Source organism: Streptomyces sp. 71268 (genome assembly GCF_029392895.1).
GTDB lineage: Bacteria > Actinomycetota > Actinomycetes > Streptomycetales > Streptomycetaceae > Streptomyces.
In genome coordinates, this window is record NZ_CP114200.1 from 1,220,737 (window position 1) to 1,243,788 (window position 23,052).

The window sequence follows — 23,052 nt, forward strand, 5'->3', positions numbered from 1 at the left end:
AGCCCCCGCACGCGCCCGGTCACGCTCGCCCGCGCGGCGCCCATCCGATCACGGCCGGGCCCCGGTGCGCATCCACCGCGTTCCGCTTCCGCCCGTACGCCCCAAACGTCGGTCCCCTGAGCGCCGGCGTGCGCCCCGTCACGCAACCGAGCGATCACTCACCGTAGGCGGCCAGTGCCTCGCGCGCCGCGTCGCGCGCGCTGTGCGCGAGTTCCAGCGGGGTCGTGATCCGGCCGTCCTTGCCCAGCCGCAGCCCGAGCCGGCGCAGCGAGCCGGGGTCGGGGGTGCGCAGGGTGATGCGCAGGCCGCCGTCGGGCAGCTCCTCGGCGCTGTCGTGCGGGTAGTACTCGGCGACCCAGCGTCCGCCGGGGCCCACCTCGACCACCACCTCCGGGTCCTCGGCCGCCGGCTGCACCAACCCCTCGGACAGGTCGCGCAGTTCGATCGGCGGCGGGTCGGAGACCTCGTCCAACAGCTTGATCTCGGCCACCCGGTCGAGCCGGAAGGTGCGCCGGGCCTCGGAGAGCCGGCACCACGCCTCGACGTAGGTGTGGCCGACGGCGAACAGCCGGATCGGGTCGACCTCGCGCTCGGTGAGTTCGTCCCGGGCGGGCGAGTAGTAGCGCAGCCACAGCCGCCGGCGCTCGGCGATGGCCCGGTCCACGTCGGCGAAGACGCCGCCCTCGGACTCGAAGATGACCGAGAGCCGGGAGCTGGCGCCGGCCGCCTCGCCTGCCGCCGCCTCCAGCTTCGCCGTCGCGCGCAGCAGCGCCTGCCGGTCGCCCTCGCGCAGCCCCGGCAGGGTCGCCACCGCCCGGGCCGCCACCAGCAGCGCGGTGGCCTCGTCGGCGGCCAGCCGCAGCGGCTCGGTGTCGGCGCTGTTCGGGTTGTGCCACCAGATGCGGTCGCCGTCGGTGTCTATGTCCAGCAGGTCGCCGCCCCGGAAGCTGGTGCCGCACATCGGCAACACGTCCAGGTCGGCGATCAGCTCGTCCTCGGAGATGCCGAAGGCCCGGGCGACGTCGCTGACGCGCGCGCCGGGGCGCTCGCGCAGGTACGTCACCAGCGACAGCATCCGCCGGGTCTGGTCGATGGCGTTGGTAGCCATGGTCGGTCCGCCCCTCTCAGCCGTTGGCCACGGCGCGCAGCCGCTCCACCACGTCGGCCCGCAACTCGGCCGGTTCCAGGACCACGACGTCGGGTCCGAACTCCACCAGCCAGGCGTCCAACCCGTGCCCGTACGGAATCTCCAGCTCGTCCCAGCCGGCCGGCTCGCCGTCGGCCGCGCCCTCCCCGGCCACCGGCCGGATGCTGATCGCCTTGGCCCGCAGCGGGTAGCCGTGGCCGGCGCGCAGCCTGATCCGGGCGGTGCTGGTGGCGGTCTCGCCGGCCCAGGTCTCCACCGTCTCCCGGACCGTCACGTGGTCGGGCACCTCGGCCGTGAAGGCGCCGGCCCGCGAGCGGACCCGGCCGGTGATGCGCGAGAGCCGGAAGACGCGCTCGGCCGCGCGGTCCCGGTCCCAGCCGGCCAGGTACCAGTGGCCGCGCCAGCATTCGAGGATCCACGGCTCGACGGTGCGCCGCTCCGGGCGCGCGGCGTTGGACTTGCGGTAGTCGAAGACCACCGGGCGGCGGTCGCGGCAGGCCAGCATCAGCGGTTCGAAGGCCGCCTCGTGGGTCGGGATGCGCGGTTCGAGGGCGCTGTGCGGCTCGCTCGCGTACGGCTCGTCGGCCAGCGGCATCCCCGCGGCCCGCAGCTTCTGCAGCGCGCCGCTGGCCGCGCCCGCGAGCCGGGCCTGCTGCCAGACCTTGGCGGCCAGGCCGAGCGCCGCGGCCTCCTCCGGGTCGAGGGTGATGGGCGGCAGCCGGTTGCTGTCGCGCCGGGCCAGGTAGCCCAGCTCGCCGTCGATGCCGTCGACCGTCTCGATGACCAGCCCCAGCTCGCGGAGGTCGTCCTTGTCCCGCTCGAACATCCGGTTGACGGCCTCGTCGCTACCGGTGGCGTCGGCCTCCAGGTACGCCTCGATGGACGACCTCAACTCCCGCTTGGTGAGCGGGCGCCGGGTTTCGAGCAGACACAAGGCCAGGTTCATCAACCGCTCGGCCTTGGCAATGGCCATCGACGCCCTCTTCTCGAAGTGCAGCTCTCCTACGACGGTGACCGTACCGCTCCCGCTCGCGCGGGTAAAAGCCGAGGGCCCGTGGTCCGAGCGGGGTGCTCGGGCCACGGGCCCTCGGTGGCCGCGCGCGGCGACCGTACGCTCGGCTCAGCGGGCCGCGCGGGGGCGGTCGCGCCGTGCGCCGGGGTGGCTCAGACGGCGACCAGGTCGCAGACGAAGATCAGCGTCTCGCCGGGGGCGATGCGACCGCCGCCGGCGCCGGTGTCGCCGTAGGCCAGGTGCGGCGGGATGGTGAGCTGACGCCGGCCACCCACCTTCATGCCCTGCACGCCCTGGTCCCAGCCGGGGATGACCTGGCCGGCGCCGAGCTGGAAGGAGAGCGGGGTGCCGCGGTTCCAGCTCGCGTCGAACTCCTCGCCGGTGCTGAAGGCCACTCCGACGTAGTGCACCTTCACGGTGTTCCCGGCCTGTGCGACAGCGCCGTCGCCTTCCCAGATGTCCTTGATCTCAAGGTCGGCCGGCGGCTCGCCGCCCGGGAAGTCGATCTCAGGCTTGTCGATGCTCACGAAAAAACTCCTCGCTTACGGGTGGGCAACCGGGACAGTCTTACAGAACGGCCAGGATGTCGACGGAGAAGACCAGCGTGGAGTTCGGCGGGATGCCGTCCTTCTTCTCCTTGCCGTAGCCCTTGTCCGGCGGCACCACGATCAGCACGCGGCTGCCCGTCTTCTTGCCCTCGAGCCCCTCGGTCCAGCCGGGGACGACCTGCTGGAGCGAGAACTGGGCGAGCTGCTTGCTGGCGTAGCTGGAGTCGAACTCCTTGCCGCCGTCCCACAGGACGCCCTTGTACTGGACCATGACGGCGTCCGTCTTCTTCAGCTCGGGGCCGTCGCCTTCCAGGATGTAGTTCGAGACGACCTTGGTGGGGGCCTTGCCCTTCGGCACCTCGATGGTGGGCGGCTCGCCGTCCGTCTTGACCCCCACGACGGGCAGGGCCTTGTCGGTCTGCTTGACCTCCTTGCCCTGCGCCGAGCTCTTGGTGTTGTAGGAGCCGACGATGTCGACGACGAACACCAGGGTGTCGTCGCCCTTGATGCCCGCCTGGGGGTTGCCCTCGGAGCCGTAGCCGAGGGCCGGCGGAATCGCGAGCTGGACCCGGCTGTTCACCTTCTTGCCGACCAGGCCCTGGTCCCAGCCGGGGATGACCTTGCCGACCCCGATCGGGAAGACGGCGAGCTTGTCCCGGTCGTAGGAGTTGTCGAAGACCTTGCCGTCCTGCCACTTCTGGCCGAGGTAGTTCACCTGCAGGAAGTCGCCCGTCGCGACGGCCGCGCCCCGGCCGGGCACCAGGGTCTTCACGGCGAGGTCGGGCGAGGGATTGCCGGGCCCCTTGGCCATGGTGGGCTTCTGGCCGAACTCCTTGCCCTTGGTGATGTCGGGCAGCGGCCCCGCCACGATCTTCCCGGTCGGCTCCGCCGCGGGGGACTTCGACGTATCGACCTTGTCGGCCTTGTCGGCCTTGTCCTTGTTGTTCTCGTCGTCACCGCAGCCCGCGAGCGCGAGCAGGCCGGCGGGTACGGCGAGGAGTACGGAGCGTCGGCGCACGGAATTCCTCGTTCAGTCGAGACTGGATGTGGGCAATGCGCGCCACTCTACGACGTGCACAGGGCCTCGCACGAGGAACGCGCGAGGCCCTGTGACGCGCCCGAAGGCGCCGTGCTGACGGTGCGGTGACTCACATTCCGGCGATGAGCTTCTCCACTCGGTCGTCCACCGACCGGAAGGGGTCCTTACACAGCACGGTGCGCTGTGCCTGGTCGTTGAGCTTGAGGTGCACCCAGTCGACGGTGAAGTCGCGGCGCTGTTCCTGAGCGCGTCGAATGAAGTCGCCACGCAGCCTGGCCCGCGTGGTCTGCGGCGGTACCGACTTGCCCTCGAAGATCTTCACGTCGTTGCAGACCCGGGCCGCCTGCCCCTTGCGCTCCAGGAGGTAGTACAGGCCCCGGCGACGGTGAATGTCGTGGTAGGCGAGGTCTATCTGGGCAACCCGCGGATGCGACATGGTGATGTTGTTCTTCGCCCGGTACCGCTCGATGAGCTTGTACTTCATCACCCAGTCGATCTCGGTGGCGATGCGGTCGAGATCCTCGGTGCGCACCGCCTCGAGCGTGCGGCCCCACAGTTCCAGTACGCGTTCGACGGTGCCGGTCCTGATGCCGCGCCGCTCGCAGAAATCGACGGCCTTCTCGTAGTACTCCTGCTGGACCTCGAGCGCGGACGCCTCCCGCCCGCTGGCCAGCCGCACCTTGCGTTGGCCCGTGATGTCGTGGCTGACCTCGCGGATGGCCCGGATGGGGTTCTCCAGGGTCAGGTCGCGCATGACCGTGCCCGCCTCGATCATGCGCAGCACGAGATCGGTCGCGCCGACCTTGAGCAGCATGGTCGTCTCGGACATGTTGGAGTCACCGACGATGACGTGCAGCCTGCGGTAGCGCTCCGCGTCGGCGTGCGGCTCGTCCCTGGTGTTGATGATCGGGCGCGAGCGGGTGGTGGCGGAACTGACGCCCTCCCAGATGTGCTCGGCGCGCTGGCTGACGCAGTACACCGCCCCGCGCGGGGTTTGCAGCACCTTGCCGGCGCCGCACAGCAACTGCCGGGTGACGAGGAAGGGAATGAGAATGTCGGCGAGCCGGGAGAACTCGCCGTGCCGGGCCACGAGATAGTTCTCGTGACAACCGTAGGAGTTTCCCGCTGAATCGGTGTTGTTCTTGAACAGATAGACGTCGCCCGCGATTCCCTCCTCGTGCAGGCGGCGTTCCGCGTCGACGAGCAGGCCCTCCAAGATGCGCTCGCCGGCCTTGTCATGGGTGACCAGCTCGGTCACGTTGTCGCACTCGGGAGTTGCGTATTCCGGGTGCGAGCCCACGTCAAGGTAGAGGCGGGCGCCGTTACGCAGAAAGACGTTGCTGCTGCGGCCCCAGGAAACGACTCGGCGGAAGAGGTAGCGCGCCACTTCGTCAGGCGACAGTCGGCGCTGTCCCCTGAACGTGCACGTGACGCCGTACTCGTTCTCCAGCCCGAAAATGCGGCGGTCCATGACTGAACATTACGCCTGATGACCCGCTCTGAAACCGGGTTCGACGGCACCGTTTCGATCATTTTCCGCCCCCGTGTCACCGCCCGTTGGGGCACTTGCCCGTACGGCGTCACCAGCCAGGAAGCGTCGGCAACCGACCAGCACCAGCAGCGCGGCGAGGCCCGCGGCACCCGGCGCGGCGAAGCCGGCCACCACGCCGCCCAGTTCGACGGCCGGCCCCGCGGCGGCCGTGCCGACGGCCGCGCCGACGCCGAAGGTGGTCACCAGCCAGGAGAACGCCTCGGTGACGGTGCCGCGCGGCGCGTGCCGGTCCACGACGACGAAGGCACAGGCGAGGGCGGGTGCCAGGAAGACGCCGGCGACCCCGGCCAGCACGGTCATGGCCACCACGCCGGGCACCAGCACCAGCGGCATGTACCCGACCGCGAGCGCCGCGACCAACAGCCGCAGCCGCCGCTCCGGCTCCCCCGACCAGGTCCGGGCGCCGTAGCAGACGCCGCCGATCAGCGCGCCGACGCCGAGCGCGGAGAGCAGGTAGCTGGAGACCATGCCGCCGCCGTGCTCGTCGGCGTACGCCACGGCCGCCACGGCGATCGAGCCGAGCGCCAGGCCGATGAAGAGGAACGAGCCGATCAGGACCAGGATTCCGGGTGACCGCAGGGCCCCGAGCCAGTGCGCCTCGCGTGGCGCTGAGCGCCAGGCGCGGGACGGCTCGGACGCGACCACACAGAGGGCGCCGAGCACCCCCACCACGTTGATGACCAGCAGCGCCGCCGCCTCCGACCAGGCCGCGACCAGCAGCGTGACCAGCAGCGGGCCGACCGAGAACATCACCTCCTGGGCCACGGCGTCCAGCGCGTAGGCGGCGTGCACCTGGTCGTGGCGCGGCAGCACGTGCGGCCACAGCGCCCGCAGCCCGCCCTCCAGGGGCGGCGTGCAGACGCCGGCGAGCACCATCGCCGCGTACGCGACGGGCAGCGGATCGAGGCCGACCAGGGCGAAGAGCACCATGCCGAGCCCGGAGGCGACGGCGGCCGGGAGCATGACGCGGGGTTGCCCGTACAGGTCCACGGCCCGGCCGAGCAGCGGCTGTCCGACGGCGGTGCCGATGCCGTAGACCGCCGACAGCGCCCCGGCCAGCGCGTAACTGCCGCCCTCCGAACGGGTGAAGAGCACGATGGCCAGCGCCGCCGTGGCGTTGGGCAACCGGCCGATGAGCGTGCCGGTGAGCAGTCGCGCCGCGTACCTGGTCCGCAGCAGCTCGCCGTAGCCGGTGGCCATGGCCTCTCCCTCCGCCCCGCGCCGCGTGGCGTCCCGGGGCCGTCAAGTGTTACGTATAACGAAGCGTCGTCATACGTACCATGGCCGCTGTCAGCGGGTCTACTCGGTTACGCCATCGGGCCGGCGGCGACCGGCGTGGTGCAGACGGTCGGCCGCCCCACGCGGCCCGGCGACGGCGGCGGTCCCGGACGGGCTCGCTCGGCAGGCACGGCACGGCGGAGAGACGGAACAGCGGTGACAGACACGGCGGGCCCCGGCCCCGAACGCGCCCCCGGGCGCCCCACGCGGCGCGACGGCGCGGGCGACGCGACGCGGGCGGCGGCACCTCGCGAGCGGCCCGAAGCGCCCGGGTCGGCGCGCGCGACCGGGGTGGCCAGCCCCTTCGAAGCCGCCGGGATGGCCGGGGTTGCCTCGGGACCTGTTGGCGCCCCGCGCGCGCCGGCGCCTCCGGCGGTCGGCGCCGGGGAGGCGCGGGAGGGCGCGCGTGCGGTGGGCGCGCGGCCGGCGACCGCGCAGGCCGTCTCGGGGCGCCCCACCAGCCGGGACGTGGCCCGCGTCGCGGGCGTCTCACAGGCCACGGTCTCCCTGGTGCTCGGGGACAAGTGGCGGGGCCGGGTCTCGCCCCGAACCGCGGAGACCGTACGGCAGGCCGCGCGGGAACTGGGCTACCGGCCCAACCTCGCCGCCCGCCACCTGCGGCTCGGCCGCACCAGGACGGCCCTGCTGGTGGTGCCGGCGCTCAGCAACGAGTTCTTCGCCCGCGTCTACTCCGGCGCCGCCGAGGTCGCCGCCGCGCACGGCGTCGGCGTCGTGCTCTACCCCTCACCTGAGGGCATCGGCCCGGCCCGGGACCCGTTCGGCTCGGCGCAGGCCACCCTCGACGGGGTGATCGCCTCCTCCATGGCGGCCGACGCGCTCGCGGCGCTGCGCGGGGACGGGCTGCCGCTGGTGATGCTCGACAGCAACCCGGACCGGGACCGGGCCGCCGCGACCGTCAACGTCGACATCGAGGCGGGCATGGGGCGGCTGGTGGACCACCTGCTCGCCCTCGGGCACCGCCGCGTGGCGCACCTGGCCGCCGCTGTGGACTCCTGGACCTTCCACGTGCGCGCGGCGGCCCTGGCCACGGCCCTGCGTACGGTGCCCGGCACGTCCCTACACACCGAGTACGCCCCGCTCTCCGTCGCCGGCGGGCTGGCGGGCGCCACCCGGGCGCTGGCCGACCCCCGCACCCGCCCCACCGCGCTGATCTGCGACGACGACGTCCTGGCCGCGGGCGCGTGCAAGGCGGTGCGGCGGCTGGGCCTGCGCGTGCCACAGGACGTGTCGGTGACCGGCTTCGACGACGTGTCGCTGGCGACCGCCGTCGAGCCGGAGCTGACGACGGTGCGGTTGCCGGCCGAGGAGGTGGGGGCCGCGGGCATGCGCGCCCTGCTGGCCGTCCTGGACGGCGGCGTCCCCGACGTGACCCGGCTTCCGGTCGAACTCGTCCCCCGCGCCTCGACCGCCGCTCCCCCGCCGGGCCCCGCCACGCCGGCGTGAGCGCGCGCCCGGCGGCTCAGCGGGCGCAGGGGCGCGTCCCCGGCGCGCTGCACCTGCCGACGGCCGAGATCGCCGAGCGCGCGGCGCACCTGGTGGACCGCTCGGTCCCGGTCATCACGTACTGCTGGGGGCCCGGCTGCGACGGGGCGACCCGGGCGGCGCTCGCCTTCGCGCGGCTCGGCTACCGGGTACGGGAGATGATCGGCGGGATCGAGTACTGGACCCGGGAGGGCTTCCCCGTCCAGGGACCGAACGGCGTCGTCCGGCGCGCGGCCGACCCGCTGACGGCGCCGGTCGGCTCGGCCCACTGCGCCTGCTAGGCGGTTTCGTTTGGATCAGCGGGCGGACCAGAGGAAGATGCCTGCGATGTGGAGTCCGGCGAGGTAGATGGTCGCGGTCTTCTCGTAGCGGGTGGCGATGCCGCGCCACTGCTTCAGGCGGTTGATGCACCGCTCGACGGTGTTGCGCTGCCTGTACGCCTCGCGGTCGAAGGCCGGAGGTCTGCCGCCTGCCTGTCCGCGCTGCCGCCGGTTGGCCTGCTGGTCGGCCCGTTCCGGGATCACCGCGCGGATGCCGCGTCTGCGCAGGTGACTGCGGATCGCGCGGGAGGAGTACGCCTTGTCGGCCAGGACTAGGTCCGGCCTGGTGCGGGGCCGTCCAAGAGGGCGGGGAACGCGCAGGCGGGCCATGACGTCCGTGAAGGCGGGTGCATCTCCGGCCTGTCCGGCGGTGAGGACGAACACCAGCGGCCGGCACCGGCCGTCGGCCGCGAGGTGGATCTTCGTGGTCAGTCCGCCGCGGGACCGGCCGATGGCGTGATCGTCCGGCTCGCCGGCCGGGGCCCCTTTTTCCGGGCCCCGGCCGCATGCTGGTGGGCCCGCACGATCGTGGAGTCCACCGAGACGGCCCAGCTGACGTCTTCGTCCGCGTCGGCTTGGGCCACCAGGGCGGTGAACACCCGCTCCCACGTGCCGTCGACGGCCCACATCCGCAGCCGGTTGTAGACGCCCCGCCAGTTGCCGTACTTCTCCGGCAGGTGCACCCACTGGGTACCGGTCTGGAACTTGAAGGCGATCGCGTCGATCACCTCCCGATGGTCCCGCCAACGGCCACCCCGTTGCGGCGTCCGGTCGGGGAGCAACGGCTCAATCCGCGCCCACTGCGCATCAGTCAACGGCACACCCGGACCAACGACTGACTGATCCAAACGAAACTGCCTAGCACACCGCAGCGCGGGCGCCGGTTCGCCGCTCGCGCGAACGCGCCACGCACCGCGCCCCGGCACGCGGACCAGACCACGTGCCGGGGCGCGGTGATGCGCGGTGTGCGCTCGCCCTTGGTGGGCTACTTCTGCTCGTCCTCCGCTGACGCGTCCGGGTCGCCCTTCGGGGCGCCCTTGGCCTTGCCGGCCGGCTTCGCCGGCGCCTCCTTGGCCTCCGGCGCGTCCTCGGACGCGTCCGCGCTGGCCTCCGTGGGGGCGTCGCCGGACGCCCCGTCCCCGTCGGCACCGGAACCGGTCGACGGCGCGTCCTCCTCCAGCAGCCGGGAGAGCTGGCTGCCGAGGATGCGCTTGAACTTGCGCTGCTGGGGGCGGGTCCGGTCGAGGACCGCGACCTCCAACTGCTCGGCGGTCAGGCTGCGCTCGCCGCCGTTGTTGTCCCGGGACAGCGACTCGACGGCGAGCTTGAGCGCCTCGCCCAGGGTCATGCCGTCACGGTGGCGCTGATCGAGGTAGTTGCCGATCTGATCGGAGTTGCCACCGACCGCGACCGAGCCGTGCTCGTCCACGATCGAACCGTCATGCGGCAGCCGGTAGATCTGGTCGTCCTCGGGCGCGGCCCCCACCTCGGCGACGATCAGCTCGACCTCGTACGGCTTCTCGGCGTTGCTGGAGAAGATCGTGCCCAGCGTCTGCGCGTAGACGTTGGCCAGGCCGCGGGCGGTCACGTCCTCGCGGTGGTAGGTGAAGCCGCGCAGGTCGGCGTAGCGCACGCCGCCGATGCGCAGGTTCTCGAACTCGTTGTACTTGCCGACCGCCGCGAAGGCGATCCGGTCGTAGATCTCGCTGACCTTGTGCAGGGCGCGGGACGGGTTCTCGGCGACGAAGACGATGCCGTCGGTGTACTGGAGCACGACAACGCTGCGACCCCGCGCGATGCCCTTGCGGGCGTACTCGGCGCGGTCGGCCATGGCCTGCTGGGGTGAGACATAGAACGGCGTCGACACCGGCTATCCGTCCCTTTCTGTCAGTGGCGAGTGCATGGGCGAATCTTCCCTGTCCGTCAGAGAACCGCGGCCCGGGGGCCGTCCGGCTGCTGGAGCCGCCCGTCATGCACGGCCCGCGCAATCTCGGACACCTCGGACTCGGTCAGCCGCCGGAAGCCCGCGTCGGTGATGACGGTGACGATCGGGTAGATCCGCCGGGCCAGGTCGGGCCCGCCGGTGGCGGAGTCGTCGTCCGCCGCGTCGTAGAGCGCCTGCACCACGGCAGTCGCCGCCTGATTTTCCGTCAGGTCCTCGCGGTAGAGCTTCTTCAGCGCGCCCCGGGCGAAGACCGAGCCCGAGCCGGTGGCCGCGAAGCCGTACTCCTCCGAGCGCCCGCCGGTGATGTCGTACGAGAAGATGCGGCCCTTGCCGCGCTCGACGTCCCAGCCGGTGAACAGCGGCACCACGGCCAGGCCCTGCATGGCCATGCCGAGGTTGCCACGGATCATGGTGGAGAGCCGGTTCGCCTTGCCCTCGAGGGAGAGCTGCACGCCCTCGACCTTCTCGAAGTGCTCCAGCTCCAACTGGAAGAGCTTGACCATCTCCACCGCGAGGCCGGCCGTGCCGGCGATGCCGACCGCCGCGTACTCGTCGGCCGGGAAGACCTTCTCGATGTCGCGCTGCGCGATGAGGTTGCCCATGGTGGCCCTGCGGTCACCGGCGAGCACCACGCCGCCCTCGAAAGTCGCCGCCACGATCGTGGTGCCGTGCGGGGCCTCGACGGCGCCGCGCACCTCCGGCAGCGGCCGGTTGCCCGGAAGCAGCTCCGGCGCGTGGTCGCCCAGGAAGTCCATGAATGACGAGGAGCCAGGCGTCAGGAAGGCAGCAGGTAGACGCCCAGTGATACGAGTGTTGGCTTCCACAAGTTTCCTTCCAGATATGCGATGGCCCGGCGGTACGTCCGAGCCAGTCGTCAACGTCCCCTTGGCCGCATCGCGGTTGAAGCTCCGTACGCCCGGGACCCTACCCGTCCCATGACGTTGATCCACATGCGCGGTGGAAACGGTCGGGCAGATCGCCGAAGCGTCTGCCTGACCGCCACCACCACGGCCCGCGCAGCGGGCCAGGACCCCCTCAGCGGGAGGGTCGATCACGTGCGCCGGACCTACTGGCCGCCCTTTTGCACGAACGAACGGACGAAGTCCTCGGCGTTCTCCTCCAGGACGTCGTCGATCTCGTCCAGCACGGAGTCCACGTCGTCGGAGAGCTTTTCCTGCCGCTCCTTCAGGTCCTCAGCGGCCTGTGCGTCCTGGGCTTGCTCGTCGACCTCCTCCTTGGAACGCGTCGCTCGCTGCTGCCCACCGTCGGTGTCCTTGGTCGCCATATCCCTCACCCCGCTCGGTTCGACGTACAAGATCAGACCCTACAAGCCGGGCCCGACATCGGGCCCGTACTTGCTACAACGTTCGAGAACCACCTCGATGATTCCCTGCTGCCCCGCCTCTCAGACGCGATCAGCCGCCCGACAGCACGCGGACCAGGTCCTCGGCCGTGCGGCAGCGGTCAAGGAGTTCCTTGACGTGGTCGCGGGTGCCGCGCAGCGGTTCCAGGGTGGGCACCCGCTGGAGTGAGTCGCGACCGGGCAGGTCGAAGATCACCGAGTCCCAGGAGGCCGCCGCGACGTCGTCCGCGTACTGTTCCAGGCAGCGCCCGCGGAAATAGGCCCTGGTGTCCTCAGGAGGCTTGCGCTCGGCCCGCTCGACCTCGTCCTCCGCCAGGATGCGGGACATCTTGCCGCGCGCCACCAGGCGGTTGTACAGGCCCTTGTCCGGGCGTACGTCCGCGTACTGCAGGTCCACCAGGTGCAGCCGGGCCGCGTCCCACTCCAGGCCGTCGCGGCGCCGGTAGCCCTCCAGGAGTTCGCGCTTGGCGACCCAGTCCAGCTCGCCGGCCAGGCTCATCGGGTCGCGCTCCAGGCGGCCGAGCACGTCCTCCCAGCGGGCCAGGACGTCCTTGGTCTGCTCGTCCGCGTCGGCGCCGTAGCGGTCCTCCACGTACTTGTGGGCCAGCTCGAAGTACTCCATCTGGAGCTGTACGGCGGTCAGCGTGCGACCGCTACGCAACGTGACAAGGCGTCGCAGCGTGGGGTCGTGGGAGACCTGGTGCAGGGTACGCACCGGCTGGTCGACGGCGAGGTCGACGGCGATGAAGCCGTCCTCGATCATGGCCAGCACCAGCGAGGTGGTGCCCAGCTTGAGGTACGTCGAGATCTCGGACAGGTTCGCGTCGCCGATGATCACGTGCAGCCTGCGGTACTTCTCGGCGTCCGCGTGCGGCTCGTCCCTGGTGTTGATGATGGGCCGCTTCAGCGTCGTCTCCAGGCCCACCTCGACCTCGAAGTAGTCCGCGCGCTGACTGAGCTGGAAGCCGTGGTTGTGGCCGTCCTGCCCGATGCCGACCCGGCCGGCGCCCGTGATCACCTGCCGCGAGACGAAGAAGGGTGTGAGGTGGCGAACGATGTCCGAGAACGGCGTCGCCCGCTTCATCAGGTAGTTCTCGTGGGTGCCGTAGGAGGCGCCCTTGTTGTCCGTGTTGTTCTTGTACAGCAGGATCGACTGCCCACCGGGCAGCTGCGCGGCGCGCTCGGCGGCCTCGGCCATGATCCGCTCGCCGGCCTTGTCCCACAGGACGGCGTCCCTGGGGTTGGTCACCTCGGGCGCGCTGTACTCCGGGTGCGCGTGGTCCACGTACAGCCGTGCCCCGTTGGTGAGGATGACGTTGGCCAGCCCGATGTCCTCGTCCGTGAGCTGGCTGGCGTCCGCGGTCTCGCGGGCGAGGTCGAAGCCACGGGCGTCCCGCAGCGGGTTCTCCTCCTCGAAGTCCCAGCGGGCGCGGCGCGCCCGGTGCATCGCCGCCGCGTAGGCGTTGACGATCTGGGACGAGGTGAGCATGGCATTGGCGTTCGGGTGGCCGGGGACGGAGATCCCGTACTCCGTCTCGATTCCCATTACTCGCCGTACGGTCATGCGGCCCTCCTTGCCCGGCGGCGCCCACCGGTGAGGTCGGCGCTCAAGTACCGCTGCGCGTCCGATGCGTGTGCGGTCCCCGATCCCCCACCTCGCGGCGCCGCGGTACCGCAGAGCCTAGAACGGCTGAGCGGTGGTGGGGAGATCATTACAGTCATTGCTCCAGTCGTTGTCCGCGCGTCGGCCGGAGAAAAACATCCGGCTGCGGACGCCCCCAGGGTTCCCCGCCCGAAGCGGGGAGTAGGACATCCGCAGCCGGAGTGCGGCGCTACAGGTACTGACCGGTGTTCGCCACCGTGTCGATGGAGCGGCCGGTGTCCGCCCCCTGCTTTCCGGTGACGAGCGTACGGATGAAGACGATCCGCTCGCCCTTCTTTCCGGAAATCCGGGCCCAGTCGTCCGGATTCGTGGTGTTCGGCAGGTCCTCGTTCTCCTTGAACTCGTCCACGCACGCGGCGAGCAGGTGGGAGACGCGAAGGCCCTTCTGGTTGTGGTCGAGAAATGCCTTGATGGCCATTTTCTTGGCCCGGTCGACGATGTTCTGGATCATCGCGCCCGAATTGAAGTCCTTGAAGTACAGGACTTCCTTGTCACCATTGGCGTAGGTGACCTCGAGGAAGCGGTTCTCCTCGGATTCGGCGTACATCTGCTCGACGACCGACTGAATCATGCCGCTGACCGCCGCCTGCCGCGACCCGCCGTGTTCGGCCAGGTCGTCGGAGTGCACCGGAAGCGTGGGCGTGAGGTACTTCGAGAAGATGTCCTTGGCCGCCTCCGCGTCCGGACGCTCGATCTTGATCTTCACATCGAGGCGGCCGGGGCGCAGGATCGCCGGGTCGATCATGTCCTCGCGGTTGGAGGCGCCGATGACGATGACGTTCTCCAAGCCCTCCACACCGTCGATCTCCGACAGGAGCTGCGGGACGATGGTGTTCTCCACGTCCGAGCTCACGCCCGAGCCACGGGTGCGGAAGAGGGAGTCCATCTCGTCGAAGAAGACGATGACGGGCGTGCCCTCGCTCGCCTTCTCACGAGCCCGCTGGAAGACGAGCCGGATGTGCCGCTCGGTCTCACCGACGTACTTGTTGAGCAGCTCCGGGCCCTTGATGTTCAGGAAGAAGCTCTTGCCCGCCGGCTTGCCGGTCACCTCGGCGACCTTCTTGGCAAGGGAGTTGGCCACCGCCTTGGCGATCAGCGTCTTGCCACAGCCGGGCGGGCCGTACAGCAGGACGCCCTTGGGCGGCCGGAGTTCGTGCTCCTTGAAGAGGTCGGGGTGCAGGTATGGAAGCTCGACCGCGTCCCTGATCAGCTCGATCTGGTTCCCCAGGCCGCCGATCTTGGTGTAGTCGATGTCCGGGACCTCTTCGAGGACGAGCTCCTCGACCTCGCTCTTCGGGATGACCTCGTACACGTAGCCGGAGCGCGGCTCAAGCAGCAGGGCGTCACCGGGGCGGATGACCGCGTCGAGCAGCGGCTCGGCCAGCCGCACCACGCGCTCCTCGTCGGTGTGCCCGATCACCAGGGCTCGCTCGCCGTCCTCGAGGATCTCCTTGAGGGTGACGATGTCCCCGGCGCGCTCGAACTCCATGGCCTCGACCACGTTGAGCGCCTCGTTGAGCATGACCTCCTGGCCACGCCTGAGCTCGTCGAGTTCGACGCTGGGGCTGACATTGACCCGGAGCTTTCGGCCACCGGTGAAGATGTCCGCCGTGCCGTCCTCGTTCGCCTGCAAATACACACCGAAGCCCGCCGGTGGCTGCGCCAGCCGGTCGACTTCCTCCTTGAGGGCCACGATCTGATCGCGTGCCTCACGGAGGGTATTGGCAAGCCGTTCGTTCTGCGCGGACACGCCTGCGAGGTTGGTCTGCAGCTCGACGATCCGCTCTTCGAGAATCCTCGTGTGCCGCGGAGAGTCGGCGAGCTTGCGGCGCAGGACGGCGATTTCCTGCTCTAGATAGGCAACCTGGCCGGCTGGGTCCTCAGACCCCCGCCCCGGCCGGATGCCGCGGTTGATGTCGTCGTCGTGGGCTGCCACGGTCCTCACCTCCTCCAAGGGGAGCTGGACGCTTCCAGACCCTACCTGGGCCGGTGCGGGTTGAAACCCCTAGATCACAAACCGTTCGGGGTGTGTCCGATCTTCACCCTTGCGCACGTCCTCACGCCAGGGGAATACCCACCCAACAACATCGGAAAGCGGGCGGTTGTATCGTCGGGTTGGTCAACACCCGTCAGGGCTGGCTTCAATTGGTTCACCCGCGCAGGAACGGCAGGCGAAATGACCGCGCAGAACGAGGTCTCCGGCAACGAAACGGCGGCCGCCGCATCCGAGGCTCTCGAGGTGTGGATCGACCAGGACCTGTGTACCGGCGACGGTATCTGCGCGCAGTACGCGCCAGAGGTCTTCGAGCTCGACATCGACGGCCTGGCCTACGTCAAGCCCCCCGTGGCGGCCGGCGAGGAGGCCGAGCTGCTCTCGGCGCCCGGGGCCACGGCCCCGGTGCCGCTACCGCTGCTCGCCGACGTCAGGGACTCCGCGAAGGAGTGTCCGGGCGACTGCATCCACGTGCGGCGGGTCGCCGACAAGGTCGAGGTCTACGGGCCGGACGCCGCCTGAGCGACCGCCCGGCCGGACCCGTCCCCCGTGTGCCGCGTCATCGCAGGTCAGGGCGGATGCAGCGGGCGGCTGTAGCGGGTTACGGCGAGGCGGTGGTCGCGGCGGGGACTGGGGCCGTGGGTCCCCGGCGTGTGGGGTGCTGGCGGCTCGGCGACTGGCCGGCCGTGGCCCAACGGCTGGGCGAGCGGCCGGGCCGTCGCCGTGCGGCGTACGGCACGACTGCTCCGGAGGCCGGTCCGGCCTGCCCTCGCGGGCTCGGGTGGGCGAGCCGCCCGGGCCCGGTACGCGCCGTGCGTGGCCGGAAACCGCCGTGGACCGATCGCGCCGAGGCCCTCACACGCTCCCCGGCAGCGGCATCGCCTTCAGGACGAACTTGTCCCCCTGCCAACGCCAGTTGACGTCGCGCTCCAGGTCCGGGCAGCAGCGCGGCACCTGCTGCGACGAGTAGCCGAGCAACGTGGCCGAAACCGTGGCGTCGCGGAGCGCGAGGCGCTGCACGCTCATGCCCTCGGTGGGTTTGAGGAACGTGCTCACCACGCGCGGCTTCGCGCCGTGCTTGCCCGCGGAGTTGCTGGCGGGCGCTATCACATAGATGCCGCTGGGCGGGGTACCCAGCTCCGAGTGGCAGCGCACCACGGCCACCGTCTCGGGTCGGCCGTCGCCGTCGAGGTCGCCCGACGCGTGCTGGACGACGTCCACCGCGGCCCGTCCGCAGTCCACCGGGTAGGCGGCGGCGCGGGCGTCCGGGGCGGACGCCGCGCGGGTGGGCGGGGGCGCGGCGCGGTCGGGCGACGCCGTGGCGTCCGACGGTTGGAGCGCTACCGAACCCCCGATCACGGCGGTGAGGGCGAGCGCGGTGGCGATCCAGTGCGCCCACCGGGTGCGCGTGTGCGGGAGGCCCGCATCGGGGCTCGCACCGGGCGCGGCGCTGGACGAGGGGGCGGACGCAGAGCCTGCCGAGGGCTGCACGCGGATAACTCCTGTGAGCGTCGTGGCGTCGGGGGTGGCCAGCATGGTGCCACACGTCACACCCCGCGGAAACAGCGGGGTGGTGGCTGGCGCACTTCACCTAACGACGCGGCGCCGCCGACGGTTCCCCTGGCGGGAAGTCGTCGGCGGCGCCGGGTGGTTCGCGCCGCACACGGTGGAGCGTGGAGCGCGGGATGTAGGTGTTGCCGGTGGTGCGGAAGTGCCCCGTGGCCGCTGTTACTCGCTGGTGGCGGGGGGCTCGGTGGCTGGGCTGTCGGACGTGCTCGCGGCGCCGCCGGACTGGCCGCGGCCGGGGCCGGTGTAGTCCTCGCCGTAGGCACCCTTGGCCGGTCGGCGGCGGCGTAGCGGGGGCTCGACGCCGTCGGCCAGGCGGCGCGCGGTGAGCAGGAAGCCGGTGTGCCCGATCATGCGATGGTCGGGGCGCACGGCCAGGCCCTCCACGTGCCAGGTGCGGACCATGGTCTCCCAGGCCGACGGCTCGTTGAAGGTCCCGTGCTCCCTGATCGCCTCGACGGTGCGGGCGAGCTGGGTCGTGGTGGCGACGTACGCGCACAGGATACCGCCGGGCACCAGGGCCTTGGAGACGGCCTCCAGGCACTCCCACGGGGCGAGCATGTCGAGGACGACCCGGTCCACGTCGGTGTCCGACAGGTTGTCCTGCAGGTCACCGACGGTCAGCTGCCACGCGGGGTGCGGGCCGCCGAAGTACCGCTCGACGTTCTGGGTGGCGATCTCGGCGAAGTCGGCGCGGCGCTCGTAGGAGTGCAGCATGCCCTGGTCGCCGATGGCGCGCAGCAGGAAGCTGCTGAGCGAGCCGGAGCCGACACCCGCCTCCACCACCCGGGCGCCGGGGAAGATGTCGGCCATCGCCAGGATCTGCCCCGCGTCCTTGGGGTAGACCACGGCGGCTCCGCGCGGCATGGACAGGACGTAGTCGGGGAGCAGGGGGCGCAGCGCGAGGTAGGCGACGTTCCCGGTGGTACGGACAACACTGCCCTCGGGAGCACCGATCAGCTCGTCGTGCGGGAAGGCACCCTTGTGGGTGTGGAAGCTCTTCCCGGCTTCGAGCGTGAAGGTGTAGTGGCGTCCCTTGGGGTCGGTGAGCTGGACCTGGTCCCCGACCTGGAAGGGCCCGCGACGGCGGGCGGCACCGGTCGGTTCGGACATGTGACCAGCCTACCGGTCTGTCGCCGGAGCACCGACCGCGCGGCGGACCGGCGGCTTCCGCGCGGTGGCCACCGCGGGCGTCCGCCCCCTGCCCGCGAGCCGTGTCGTGTGGCCGGAGCGGGCCGGAGCGGCTGATTCCGGCGGGCCGGATCGCGGTCGGGCGCCGGGGCTGCCCGGGGCTGGCTAGGAGGGGCGGGCTATCGCGGCGAGGAAGGCGCGCTCCACGTCGACCGTGGAGAGCACGCCGTAGATCTCCCCGGTCTCCTCGACCACCAGGTACTCGGTGGCCGGGGTGGCGCGCAGGGTGTCGAGCAGTTGCTCGCCGGTCAGCTCGGCCGAGACGCGCATGCCCTCCTTGAGGTCCTGCGCGAGGCCGCTGACCGCGACCCAGGGGCGGCGGTGCTCGGGGATGCCGACGATGGCCGCCTCTCGGACGACGGCGGTCGGGTCGCCGTGGTTGTCGACGACGACCAGGGCCCGGGCGCCGGCGTCGTTGGCGCGCCGCAGCGCCTCGGAGAGCGGGGTGTCGGCGGCGACGGGGACGGCGCGCCGGGTGAGCGTGCGGGCCCGCAGGTCGGGCAGGCGCTCGCGGAGCCGGGCCATCCGCAGGCTGTTGCCGGCGCCGGTCCAGATGATCGCGGCGAGGATGGCGGCCAGCAGCGCGTCGGTGAGCGAGTCCACGCTGCCGAAGCCGTCGGAGTCGCCGAAGCCTCCCGCGTGGGTGACCAGCGGCAGTCCGATGAGCACGGCGACGGCGAGCGCGCGCCCGGTCCAGGCGGCGGCGACGGTGCCGGTCATGGGCTTGCCGCTGAGCTTCCAGACCACGGCCCGCAGCATGCGCCCGCCGTCCAGCGGCAGGCCGGGCAGCAGGTTGAAGGCGGCGACGATCAGGTTGGAGATCATCAGGCCGGCGAGCAGCACGCCGGGCACGGTGCCGGGCTCCACTACCTGCATACCGAGGTAGAAGACGCCGGCGAGCACGAGCGAGAGCAGCGGGCCGACGAAGGCCAGGACGAACTCCCGGCCCGGCGTCTCGGACTCCTTCTCGATCTCCGAGACGCCACCGAAGAACTGCAACTGGATGCGGCGCACCGGAAGTTTGAAGCGGAGCGCGGCCACCGTGTGCGCCAGCTCGTGTACGAGTACCGAGGCGTAGAAGGCGATGGCGAAGAAGAGCGAGACCAGGTAGCGCGCGGTGCCCAGCTCCGGCAGCACGCGGTCGAGCTGGCCGCCGAACACCCAGGTGATCAGGGCGGCCACCAGGAACCAGCTCGGCGCGACGTAGACCGGGACGCCGAAGGGCCGGCCCATGAGGAAGCCGCCGCCGACCTCCTTGGGCCGCTCAGGTTTGCGGTCCTCGGGCTCGGTCGGGCGGTCCGGCCCGTCGCCGGACCGCCGCTGCCCGCTGTTGTCCACGGTGTCCTCTCGTCATGTACGTCCCTCGCGCCGCCCGCTCGGTCTCACGAGCCTGCGGCGTGAGGCGTTCTGTCGTCGATGGTATGCGTCTGCCTGCGCTTCGCTCGGCCTCGGCTCCCTCTTTACCCTCTGGAGGGGTGGCCCCGGCGTTCGTGGGCGTCGTCGCGGGCGGACGGGCCGCGCCCGACCCCGCGCCCACCTCACGCCTGCCCGCCCCGCGCGCTGGCGATGCCCCTCGCGGCGACGCGGCGGTTGCCGCGAGTGTCAGTGCCGGGCCGTACAGTCTTGCGACATGGGAACCACGGAGAAGGCGGGGCGGGCGGCGTCCCGGGCACCGCTGTCGTCGTCGCTGTCGCCGTCGCGGGCCGCCGACTTCATGCGGTGCCCGCTGCTGTACCGCTTCCGCGTGATCGACAAGCTCCCGGAGAAGCCCAGCGCGGCGGCGACCCGGGGCACGGTGGTGCACGCCGTCCTCGAGCGGCTCTTCGACTCCCCGGCGGCGGACCGCACGGCGCCCCGGGCCCGGGCCATGGTCCCCGGCGAGTGGGAGCGGCTGCTGGCGGCCAAGCCGGAGTTGGCCGAGTTGTTCGCGACGGAGGACGGCGGCCAGGACCCGGAGCGGCTGGCGGGGTGGCTGCGCGAGGCGGAGCAGTTGGTCGAGCGGTGGTTCACGCTGGAGGATCCGACGCGCCTGGAGCCGGCCGAGCGCGAGTTGTACGTGGAGACGGCCCTGGAGTCGGGCCTGACGCTGCGCGGCTACATCGACCGGGTGGACATCGCGCCGACGGGCGAGGTGCGGGTGGTCGACTACAAGACGGGCCGGGCGCCGGCGCCGCGGTACCGGGGCGACGCGCTGTTCCAGATGACGTTCTACGCGCTGGTGCTGTGGCGGCTGCGCGGCGTGGTGCCCAGGCGCCTCCAGCTCGTCTACCTGGGCAGCGGCGACGTGCTGACCTACGACCCGGTGGCGGCGGAGCTGGAGGCGGTCGAGCGCAAGCTGCTCGCGCTGTGGGCCGCGATCCGGGAGGCGACCGAGACGGGGAACTGGCAGCCGCGGCAGACCAAGCTCTGCGGATGGTGTGACCACCAGGCGTTGTGCCCGGAGTTCGGCGGCGCTCCCCCGCCCTACCCGCTCCAGGTCATCCCCGCGCAGTCGGGCCCGGAGAGTCAGGGCAGAATGGGGCGGGTCTAGCGAAGGAGACCCCCGTGGCTATCCGCGTTCTGCTCGTCGACGACCAGCCGCTGCTGCGTACCGGCTTCCGCATGATCCTGGAGGCCGAGCAGGATCTCGCGGTCGTCGGGGAGGCCGGGGACGGGCTCCAGGCCCTCGACCAGGTCCGGGCCCTGCAGCCGGACGTGGTGCTGATGGATATCCGCATGCCCCGGATGGACGGTGTGGAGGCGACCCGGCAGATCACCGGCCCCGGACGGGACGGCCCGGCGAAGGTGCTGGTCCTGACCACGTTCGACCTCGACGAGTACGTGGTGGAGGCGCTGCGCGCCGGGGCCAGCGGCTTCCTGCTCAAGGACGCGCCCGCCAACGAGCTGGTGCAGGCGATCCGGGTGGTGGCCGCGGGCGAGGCGATGCTGGCGCCGAGCGTGACCCGGCGCCTGCTGGACAAGTACGCCGACCACCTGCCCTCGGGCGAGGAGTCGGTGCCCGACACGCTGCACACGCTCACCGACCGCGAGGTCGAGGTCCTGAAGCTGGTGGCCCGCGGCCTGTCCAACGCGGAGATCGCCGCCGACCTGTTCGTCAGCGAGACGACGGTCAAGACGCACGTGGGCCACGTGCTCACCAAGCTGGGCCTGCGGGACCGGGTGCAGGCCGCGGTCTACGCGTACGAGAGCGGCCTGGTCCGCCCCGGCGCCCAGTAGGTCGCCGGGGGCGCGCCGGCGAGCGGTGCGCCGGCCGGCCCCGGCCGGTGGGACGAGGCCGGCCGGTGGGACGGAGCCGGCGGGGGTCAGCCCGTCTTGGCGATCTCCCAGAAGCGGAAGATCGTGGACGCGTCCAGGGTCCACTGGAGGCCGGTGACGGCGTCGCTGGCCACCGCGTACTGCTTGCCCTGCCAGAGCGGTATCACCGGCAGGTCCTTCGCGACCTGGGTCTGGATGCGGGCGAAGTCGCCGACGGTCTCGGCGCGGTCGACCTGGCTCGCGGTGCTCGGCAGCCACCGCGAGGTGATCTCGCCGGCGTCGTAGTGGTTGGCGAGCACGTTGTCGGGTCCGAAGAACGGCGCCGTGAAGTTGTCCGGGTCCGGGTAGTCGGGGACCCAGCCCTTGACGTAGACGCCGTACTCGCCCCGGCTGATGGCCTTCTCGTACGTGTCGAAGTCGACGCTGCGCACCTTGGCCTCGAACAGGCCACTGGCGTTGAGCTGCTCGGCGATCAGGCGCAGGCCGGCGTTGGTGCCGGGGCCGTAGCGGATCGGGGTTCCCCACAGGGTGAGTCGGACCTTGTCGGTGATGCCGTCGGCGCGCAGCGCCGCGCGGGCCTTGGCGCGCTGCGGGCGGTCGCCGTACAGGTCGAAGTACGGCGTCTTGTGGGCGGTGATGCCGGCCGGGACGGTGGAGTACAGCGGTTGTACGGTGCGCTGGTAGATGTCGCGGGCCAGCAGGCTGCGGTCGATGAGGTAGGCCACCGCCTGGCGTACGCCCCGCCGTCCCGCGACGCGGTCGCGCAGGTTGAAGACCAGGTGCTGGATCTCGGCGCTGGTGCCCTCGACGACCTGGAGGTCCTTGGCGCCGCCGGCCTGGGTGGCGATCTTGGCGACGGCGGCGGACTCCAGGCCACGGTAGGCGAGGTCGATGTCGCCGCCGCGCACCGCCGCGGCCAGGGCGGGTTGGTCGCCGTTGTAGAACTTCATGGTCATGCCGGAGTTCCGCGGCTCGGCCGGGCCCCGGTAGCCGCCGTTGACCGAGAACCGGGCTTCCTCGCTGTCGAAGGAGTCCAGCCGGTAGACGCCGGAGCCGACGGCCTGCGGGTCGGTGCGCAGTCTGTCCTTGGGGTAGACGCGGTGGTCCACGATGGAGCCGGCACCCGAGGCGATCTTCTGCGGGAAGGTGGCGTCCGGGGACTTGAGGCGGAAGGTGACGGTCCGCTCGTCCGGCGTGTCGATGCGGTCGATCGAGGAGAGCATGACGGCGGGGCCGTCCTGGTGGCCGATGGCCAGCGTGCGCTCGAAGGAGTGCTTGACGTCCTTCGAGGTGAGGTCGTTGCCGTTGGTGAAGCTCAGGCCGGCGCGCAGGGTGCAGCGGAAGACCTTGCTCGTGCGGTCCTGGAAGGCGCAGGACTCGGCCGCCTCCGGCTGTGGCGTGCTGCTCCCCTTGGGGAAGCTCAGCAATGACTGGAAGACGTTGTTGAACAGCAGCCAGGAGCCGGGGTCGTAGCCGGCGGCCGGGTCGGTGGATAAGACCCGGTCCGACATGCCCATGACCACGCGTTGGCCCGTGCCCGCGGTCGCCCCGCCGTCCGAGCCGCACCCCGCCAACAGGGAGCCGGCGAGCCCCACGACGAGTGGGGCCGCCAGCCACTGGTTCCGTTTCCTCACGCGCGCCTACCTCACGGTTGCCTCGGATGATTCCTCGGAACCG

19 protein-coding genes and 2 pseudogenes are annotated in these 23,052 nt (G+C 71.4%); 5 read left to right on the plus strand and 16 right to left on the minus strand.

Going from position 1 to position 23,052, the window contains the following annotated elements:
• Positions 1–154: 154 nt before the first annotated feature.
• The 6 genes from OYE22_RS04615 to OYE22_RS04640 all read right to left on the minus strand — a co-directional run bounded on the left by OYE22_RS04615 (position 155) and on the right by OYE22_RS04640 (position 6,498).
• On the minus strand, positions 155–1,108 hold the full coding sequence (locus OYE22_RS04615) for a WYL domain-containing protein (protein WP_277319213.1): 954 nt from the start codon (positions 1,106–1,108) through the stop codon (positions 155–157).
• Positions 1,109–1,124: 16 nt separating this feature from the next.
• The gene (locus tag OYE22_RS04620) at positions 1,125–2,120 is read right to left on the minus strand and encodes a WYL domain-containing protein (RefSeq protein ID WP_277319214.1); all 996 of its coding nucleotides are present in this window, start codon (positions 2,118–2,120) and stop codon (positions 1,125–1,127) included.
• A 191-nt stretch (positions 2,121–2,311) separates the two neighbouring features.
• Positions 2,312–2,686, minus strand: coding sequence for an FKBP-type peptidyl-prolyl cis-trans isomerase (locus OYE22_RS04625; protein WP_187064367.1), 375 nt, complete (start codon positions 2,684–2,686; stop codon positions 2,312–2,314).
• 40 nt (positions 2,687–2,726) lie between these two features.
• Positions 2,727–3,725, minus strand: a complete 999-nt coding sequence (locus OYE22_RS04630; protein WP_277319215.1) for an FKBP-type peptidyl-prolyl cis-trans isomerase — start codon at positions 3,723–3,725, stop codon at positions 2,727–2,729.
• 130 nt (positions 3,726–3,855) lie between these two features.
• The gene (gene pafA, locus OYE22_RS04635; protein ID WP_187064369.1) at positions 3,856–5,217 is read right to left on the minus strand and encodes a Pup--protein ligase; all 1,362 of its coding nucleotides are present in this window, start codon (positions 5,215–5,217) and stop codon (positions 3,856–3,858) included.
• Between the two features lie 9 nt (positions 5,218–5,226).
• Entirely contained in the window at positions 5,227–6,498 is a 1,272-nt protein-coding gene (locus OYE22_RS04640; protein WP_277319216.1) for an MFS transporter, read from the minus strand.
• A 489-nt stretch (positions 6,499–6,987) separates the two neighbouring features.
• Between OYE22_RS04640 and OYE22_RS04645 the strand changes: the two genes are divergently transcribed.
• A complete protein-coding gene (locus OYE22_RS04645) occupies positions 6,988–8,040 on the plus strand; it encodes a LacI family DNA-binding transcriptional regulator (RefSeq protein ID WP_277319217.1) in 1,053 nt (350 codons plus the stop codon).
• 26 nt (positions 8,041–8,066) lie between these two features.
• Positions 8,067–8,360: pseudogene (locus tag OYE22_RS04650) on the plus strand (rhodanese-like domain-containing protein); the annotation flags it as partial.
• Between the two features lie 15 nt (positions 8,361–8,375).
• On the opposite strand, the pseudogene OYE22_RS04655 reads toward OYE22_RS04650, so the two are convergent.
• The 6 genes and pseudogenes from OYE22_RS04655 to arc all read right to left on the minus strand — a co-directional run bounded on the left by OYE22_RS04655 (position 8,376) and on the right by arc (position 15,306).
• Positions 8,376–9,247 (minus strand): annotated as a pseudogene (locus OYE22_RS04655) (IS5 family transposase).
• Between the two features lie 137 nt (positions 9,248–9,384).
• Positions 9,385–10,266: a proteasome subunit alpha gene (gene prcA, locus OYE22_RS04660; RefSeq protein ID WP_277319218.1), complete on the minus strand. Its 882-nt coding sequence runs from the start codon at positions 10,264–10,266 to the stop codon at positions 9,385–9,387.
• A gap of 56 nt (positions 10,267–10,322) precedes the next feature.
• Complete coding sequence (gene prcB / locus OYE22_RS04665) at positions 10,323–11,168, minus strand: proteasome subunit beta (RefSeq protein WP_277319219.1); 846 nt, start codon at positions 11,166–11,168, stop codon at positions 10,323–10,325.
• 242 nt (positions 11,169–11,410) lie between these two features.
• Complete coding sequence (locus OYE22_RS04670) at positions 11,411–11,629, minus strand: ubiquitin-like protein Pup (protein ID WP_176164861.1); 219 nt, start codon at positions 11,627–11,629, stop codon at positions 11,411–11,413.
• 130 nt (positions 11,630–11,759) lie between these two features.
• Positions 11,760–13,271, minus strand: a complete 1,512-nt coding sequence (dop, locus tag OYE22_RS04675; RefSeq protein ID WP_348652182.1) for a depupylase/deamidase Dop — start codon at positions 13,269–13,271, stop codon at positions 11,760–11,762.
• A gap of 268 nt (positions 13,272–13,539) precedes the next feature.
• The gene (arc, locus tag OYE22_RS04680; RefSeq protein WP_277319220.1) at positions 13,540–15,306 is read right to left on the minus strand and encodes a proteasome ATPase; all 1,767 of its coding nucleotides are present in this window, start codon (positions 15,304–15,306) and stop codon (positions 13,540–13,542) included.
• Between the two features lie 240 nt (positions 15,307–15,546).
• Between arc and OYE22_RS04685 the strand changes: the two genes are divergently transcribed.
• The gene (locus tag OYE22_RS04685; protein ID WP_277319221.1) at positions 15,547–15,885 is read left to right on the plus strand and encodes a ferredoxin; all 339 of its coding nucleotides are present in this window, start codon (positions 15,547–15,549) and stop codon (positions 15,883–15,885) included.
• 333 nt (positions 15,886–16,218) lie between these two features.
• Here OYE22_RS04685 and OYE22_RS04690 read toward each other — a convergent pair whose 3' ends face one another.
• From OYE22_RS04690 to OYE22_RS04700, 3 genes are all read right to left on the minus strand, one after another.
• Entirely contained in the window at positions 16,219–16,854 is a 636-nt protein-coding gene (locus OYE22_RS04690; RefSeq protein ID WP_348652183.1) for a hypothetical protein, read from the minus strand.
• A gap of 237 nt (positions 16,855–17,091) precedes the next feature.
• Positions 17,092–18,042: a tRNA (adenine-N1)-methyltransferase gene (locus tag OYE22_RS04695; RefSeq protein WP_277319222.1), complete on the minus strand. Its 951-nt coding sequence runs from the start codon at positions 18,040–18,042 to the stop codon at positions 17,092–17,094.
• Positions 18,043–18,225: 183 nt separating this feature from the next.
• Positions 18,226–19,458 carry a site-2 protease family protein gene (locus OYE22_RS04700; protein WP_277319223.1) on the minus strand — a complete coding sequence of 411 codons (1,233 nt, stop codon included), beginning with the start codon at positions 19,456–19,458 and terminating at the stop codon, positions 18,226–18,228.
• A 292-nt stretch (positions 19,459–19,750) separates the two neighbouring features.
• On the opposite strand from OYE22_RS04700, the gene OYE22_RS04705 reads away from it, so the two are divergent.
• Together OYE22_RS04705 and OYE22_RS04710 are read left to right on the plus strand one after the other, a co-directional pair.
• Positions 19,751–20,650, plus strand: coding sequence for a PD-(D/E)XK nuclease family protein (locus OYE22_RS04705; protein ID WP_277319224.1), 900 nt, complete (start codon positions 19,751–19,753; stop codon positions 20,648–20,650).
• Between the two features lie 14 nt (positions 20,651–20,664).
• Complete coding sequence (locus OYE22_RS04710) at positions 20,665–21,336, plus strand: response regulator transcription factor (protein WP_176164854.1); 672 nt, start codon at positions 20,665–20,667, stop codon at positions 21,334–21,336.
• A gap of 86 nt (positions 21,337–21,422) precedes the next feature.
• Here the strand turns inward: OYE22_RS04710 and OYE22_RS04715 are convergent, their stop codons facing one another.
• The gene (locus tag OYE22_RS04715) at positions 21,423–23,009 is read right to left on the minus strand and encodes an ABC transporter substrate-binding protein (protein WP_277319225.1); all 1,587 of its coding nucleotides are present in this window, start codon (positions 23,007–23,009) and stop codon (positions 21,423–21,425) included.
• Between the last annotated feature and the right edge of the window lie 43 nt (positions 23,010–23,052).

Excerpts from the sequence above, each read along its gene's own strand:
- OYE22_RS04695 (WP_277319222.1), bottom strand. The coding sequence starts at position 18,042 with ATGTCCGAACCGACCGGTGCCGCCCGCCGTCGCGGGCCCTTCCAGGTC.
- OYE22_RS04620 (WP_277319214.1), bottom strand. The coding sequence starts at position 2,120 with ATGGCCATTGCCAAGGCCGAGCGGTTGATGAACCTGGCCTTGTGTCTG.
- OYE22_RS04705 (WP_277319224.1), top strand. The coding sequence starts at position 19,751 with ATGGGAACCACGGAGAAGGCGGGGCGGGCGGCGTCCCGGGCACCGCTG.
- OYE22_RS04615 (WP_277319213.1), bottom strand. The coding sequence starts at position 1,108 with ATGGCTACCAACGCCATCGACCAGACCCGGCGGATGCTGTCGCTGGTG.
- dop (WP_348652182.1), bottom strand. The coding sequence starts at position 13,271 with ATGACCGTACGGCGAGTAATGGGAATCGAGACGGAGTACGGGATCTCC.
- OYE22_RS04685 (WP_277319221.1), top strand. The coding sequence starts at position 15,547 with ATGACCGCGCAGAACGAGGTCTCCGGCAACGAAACGGCGGCCGCCGCA.
- OYE22_RS04640 (WP_277319216.1), bottom strand. The coding sequence starts at position 6,498 with ATGGCCACCGGCTACGGCGAGCTGCTGCGGACCAGGTACGCGGCGCGA.
- pafA (WP_187064369.1), bottom strand. The coding sequence starts at position 5,217 with ATGGACCGCCGCATTTTCGGGCTGGAGAACGAGTACGGCGTCACGTGC.
- OYE22_RS04670 (WP_176164861.1), bottom strand. The coding sequence starts at position 11,629 with ATGGCGACCAAGGACACCGACGGTGGGCAGCAGCGAGCGACGCGTTCC.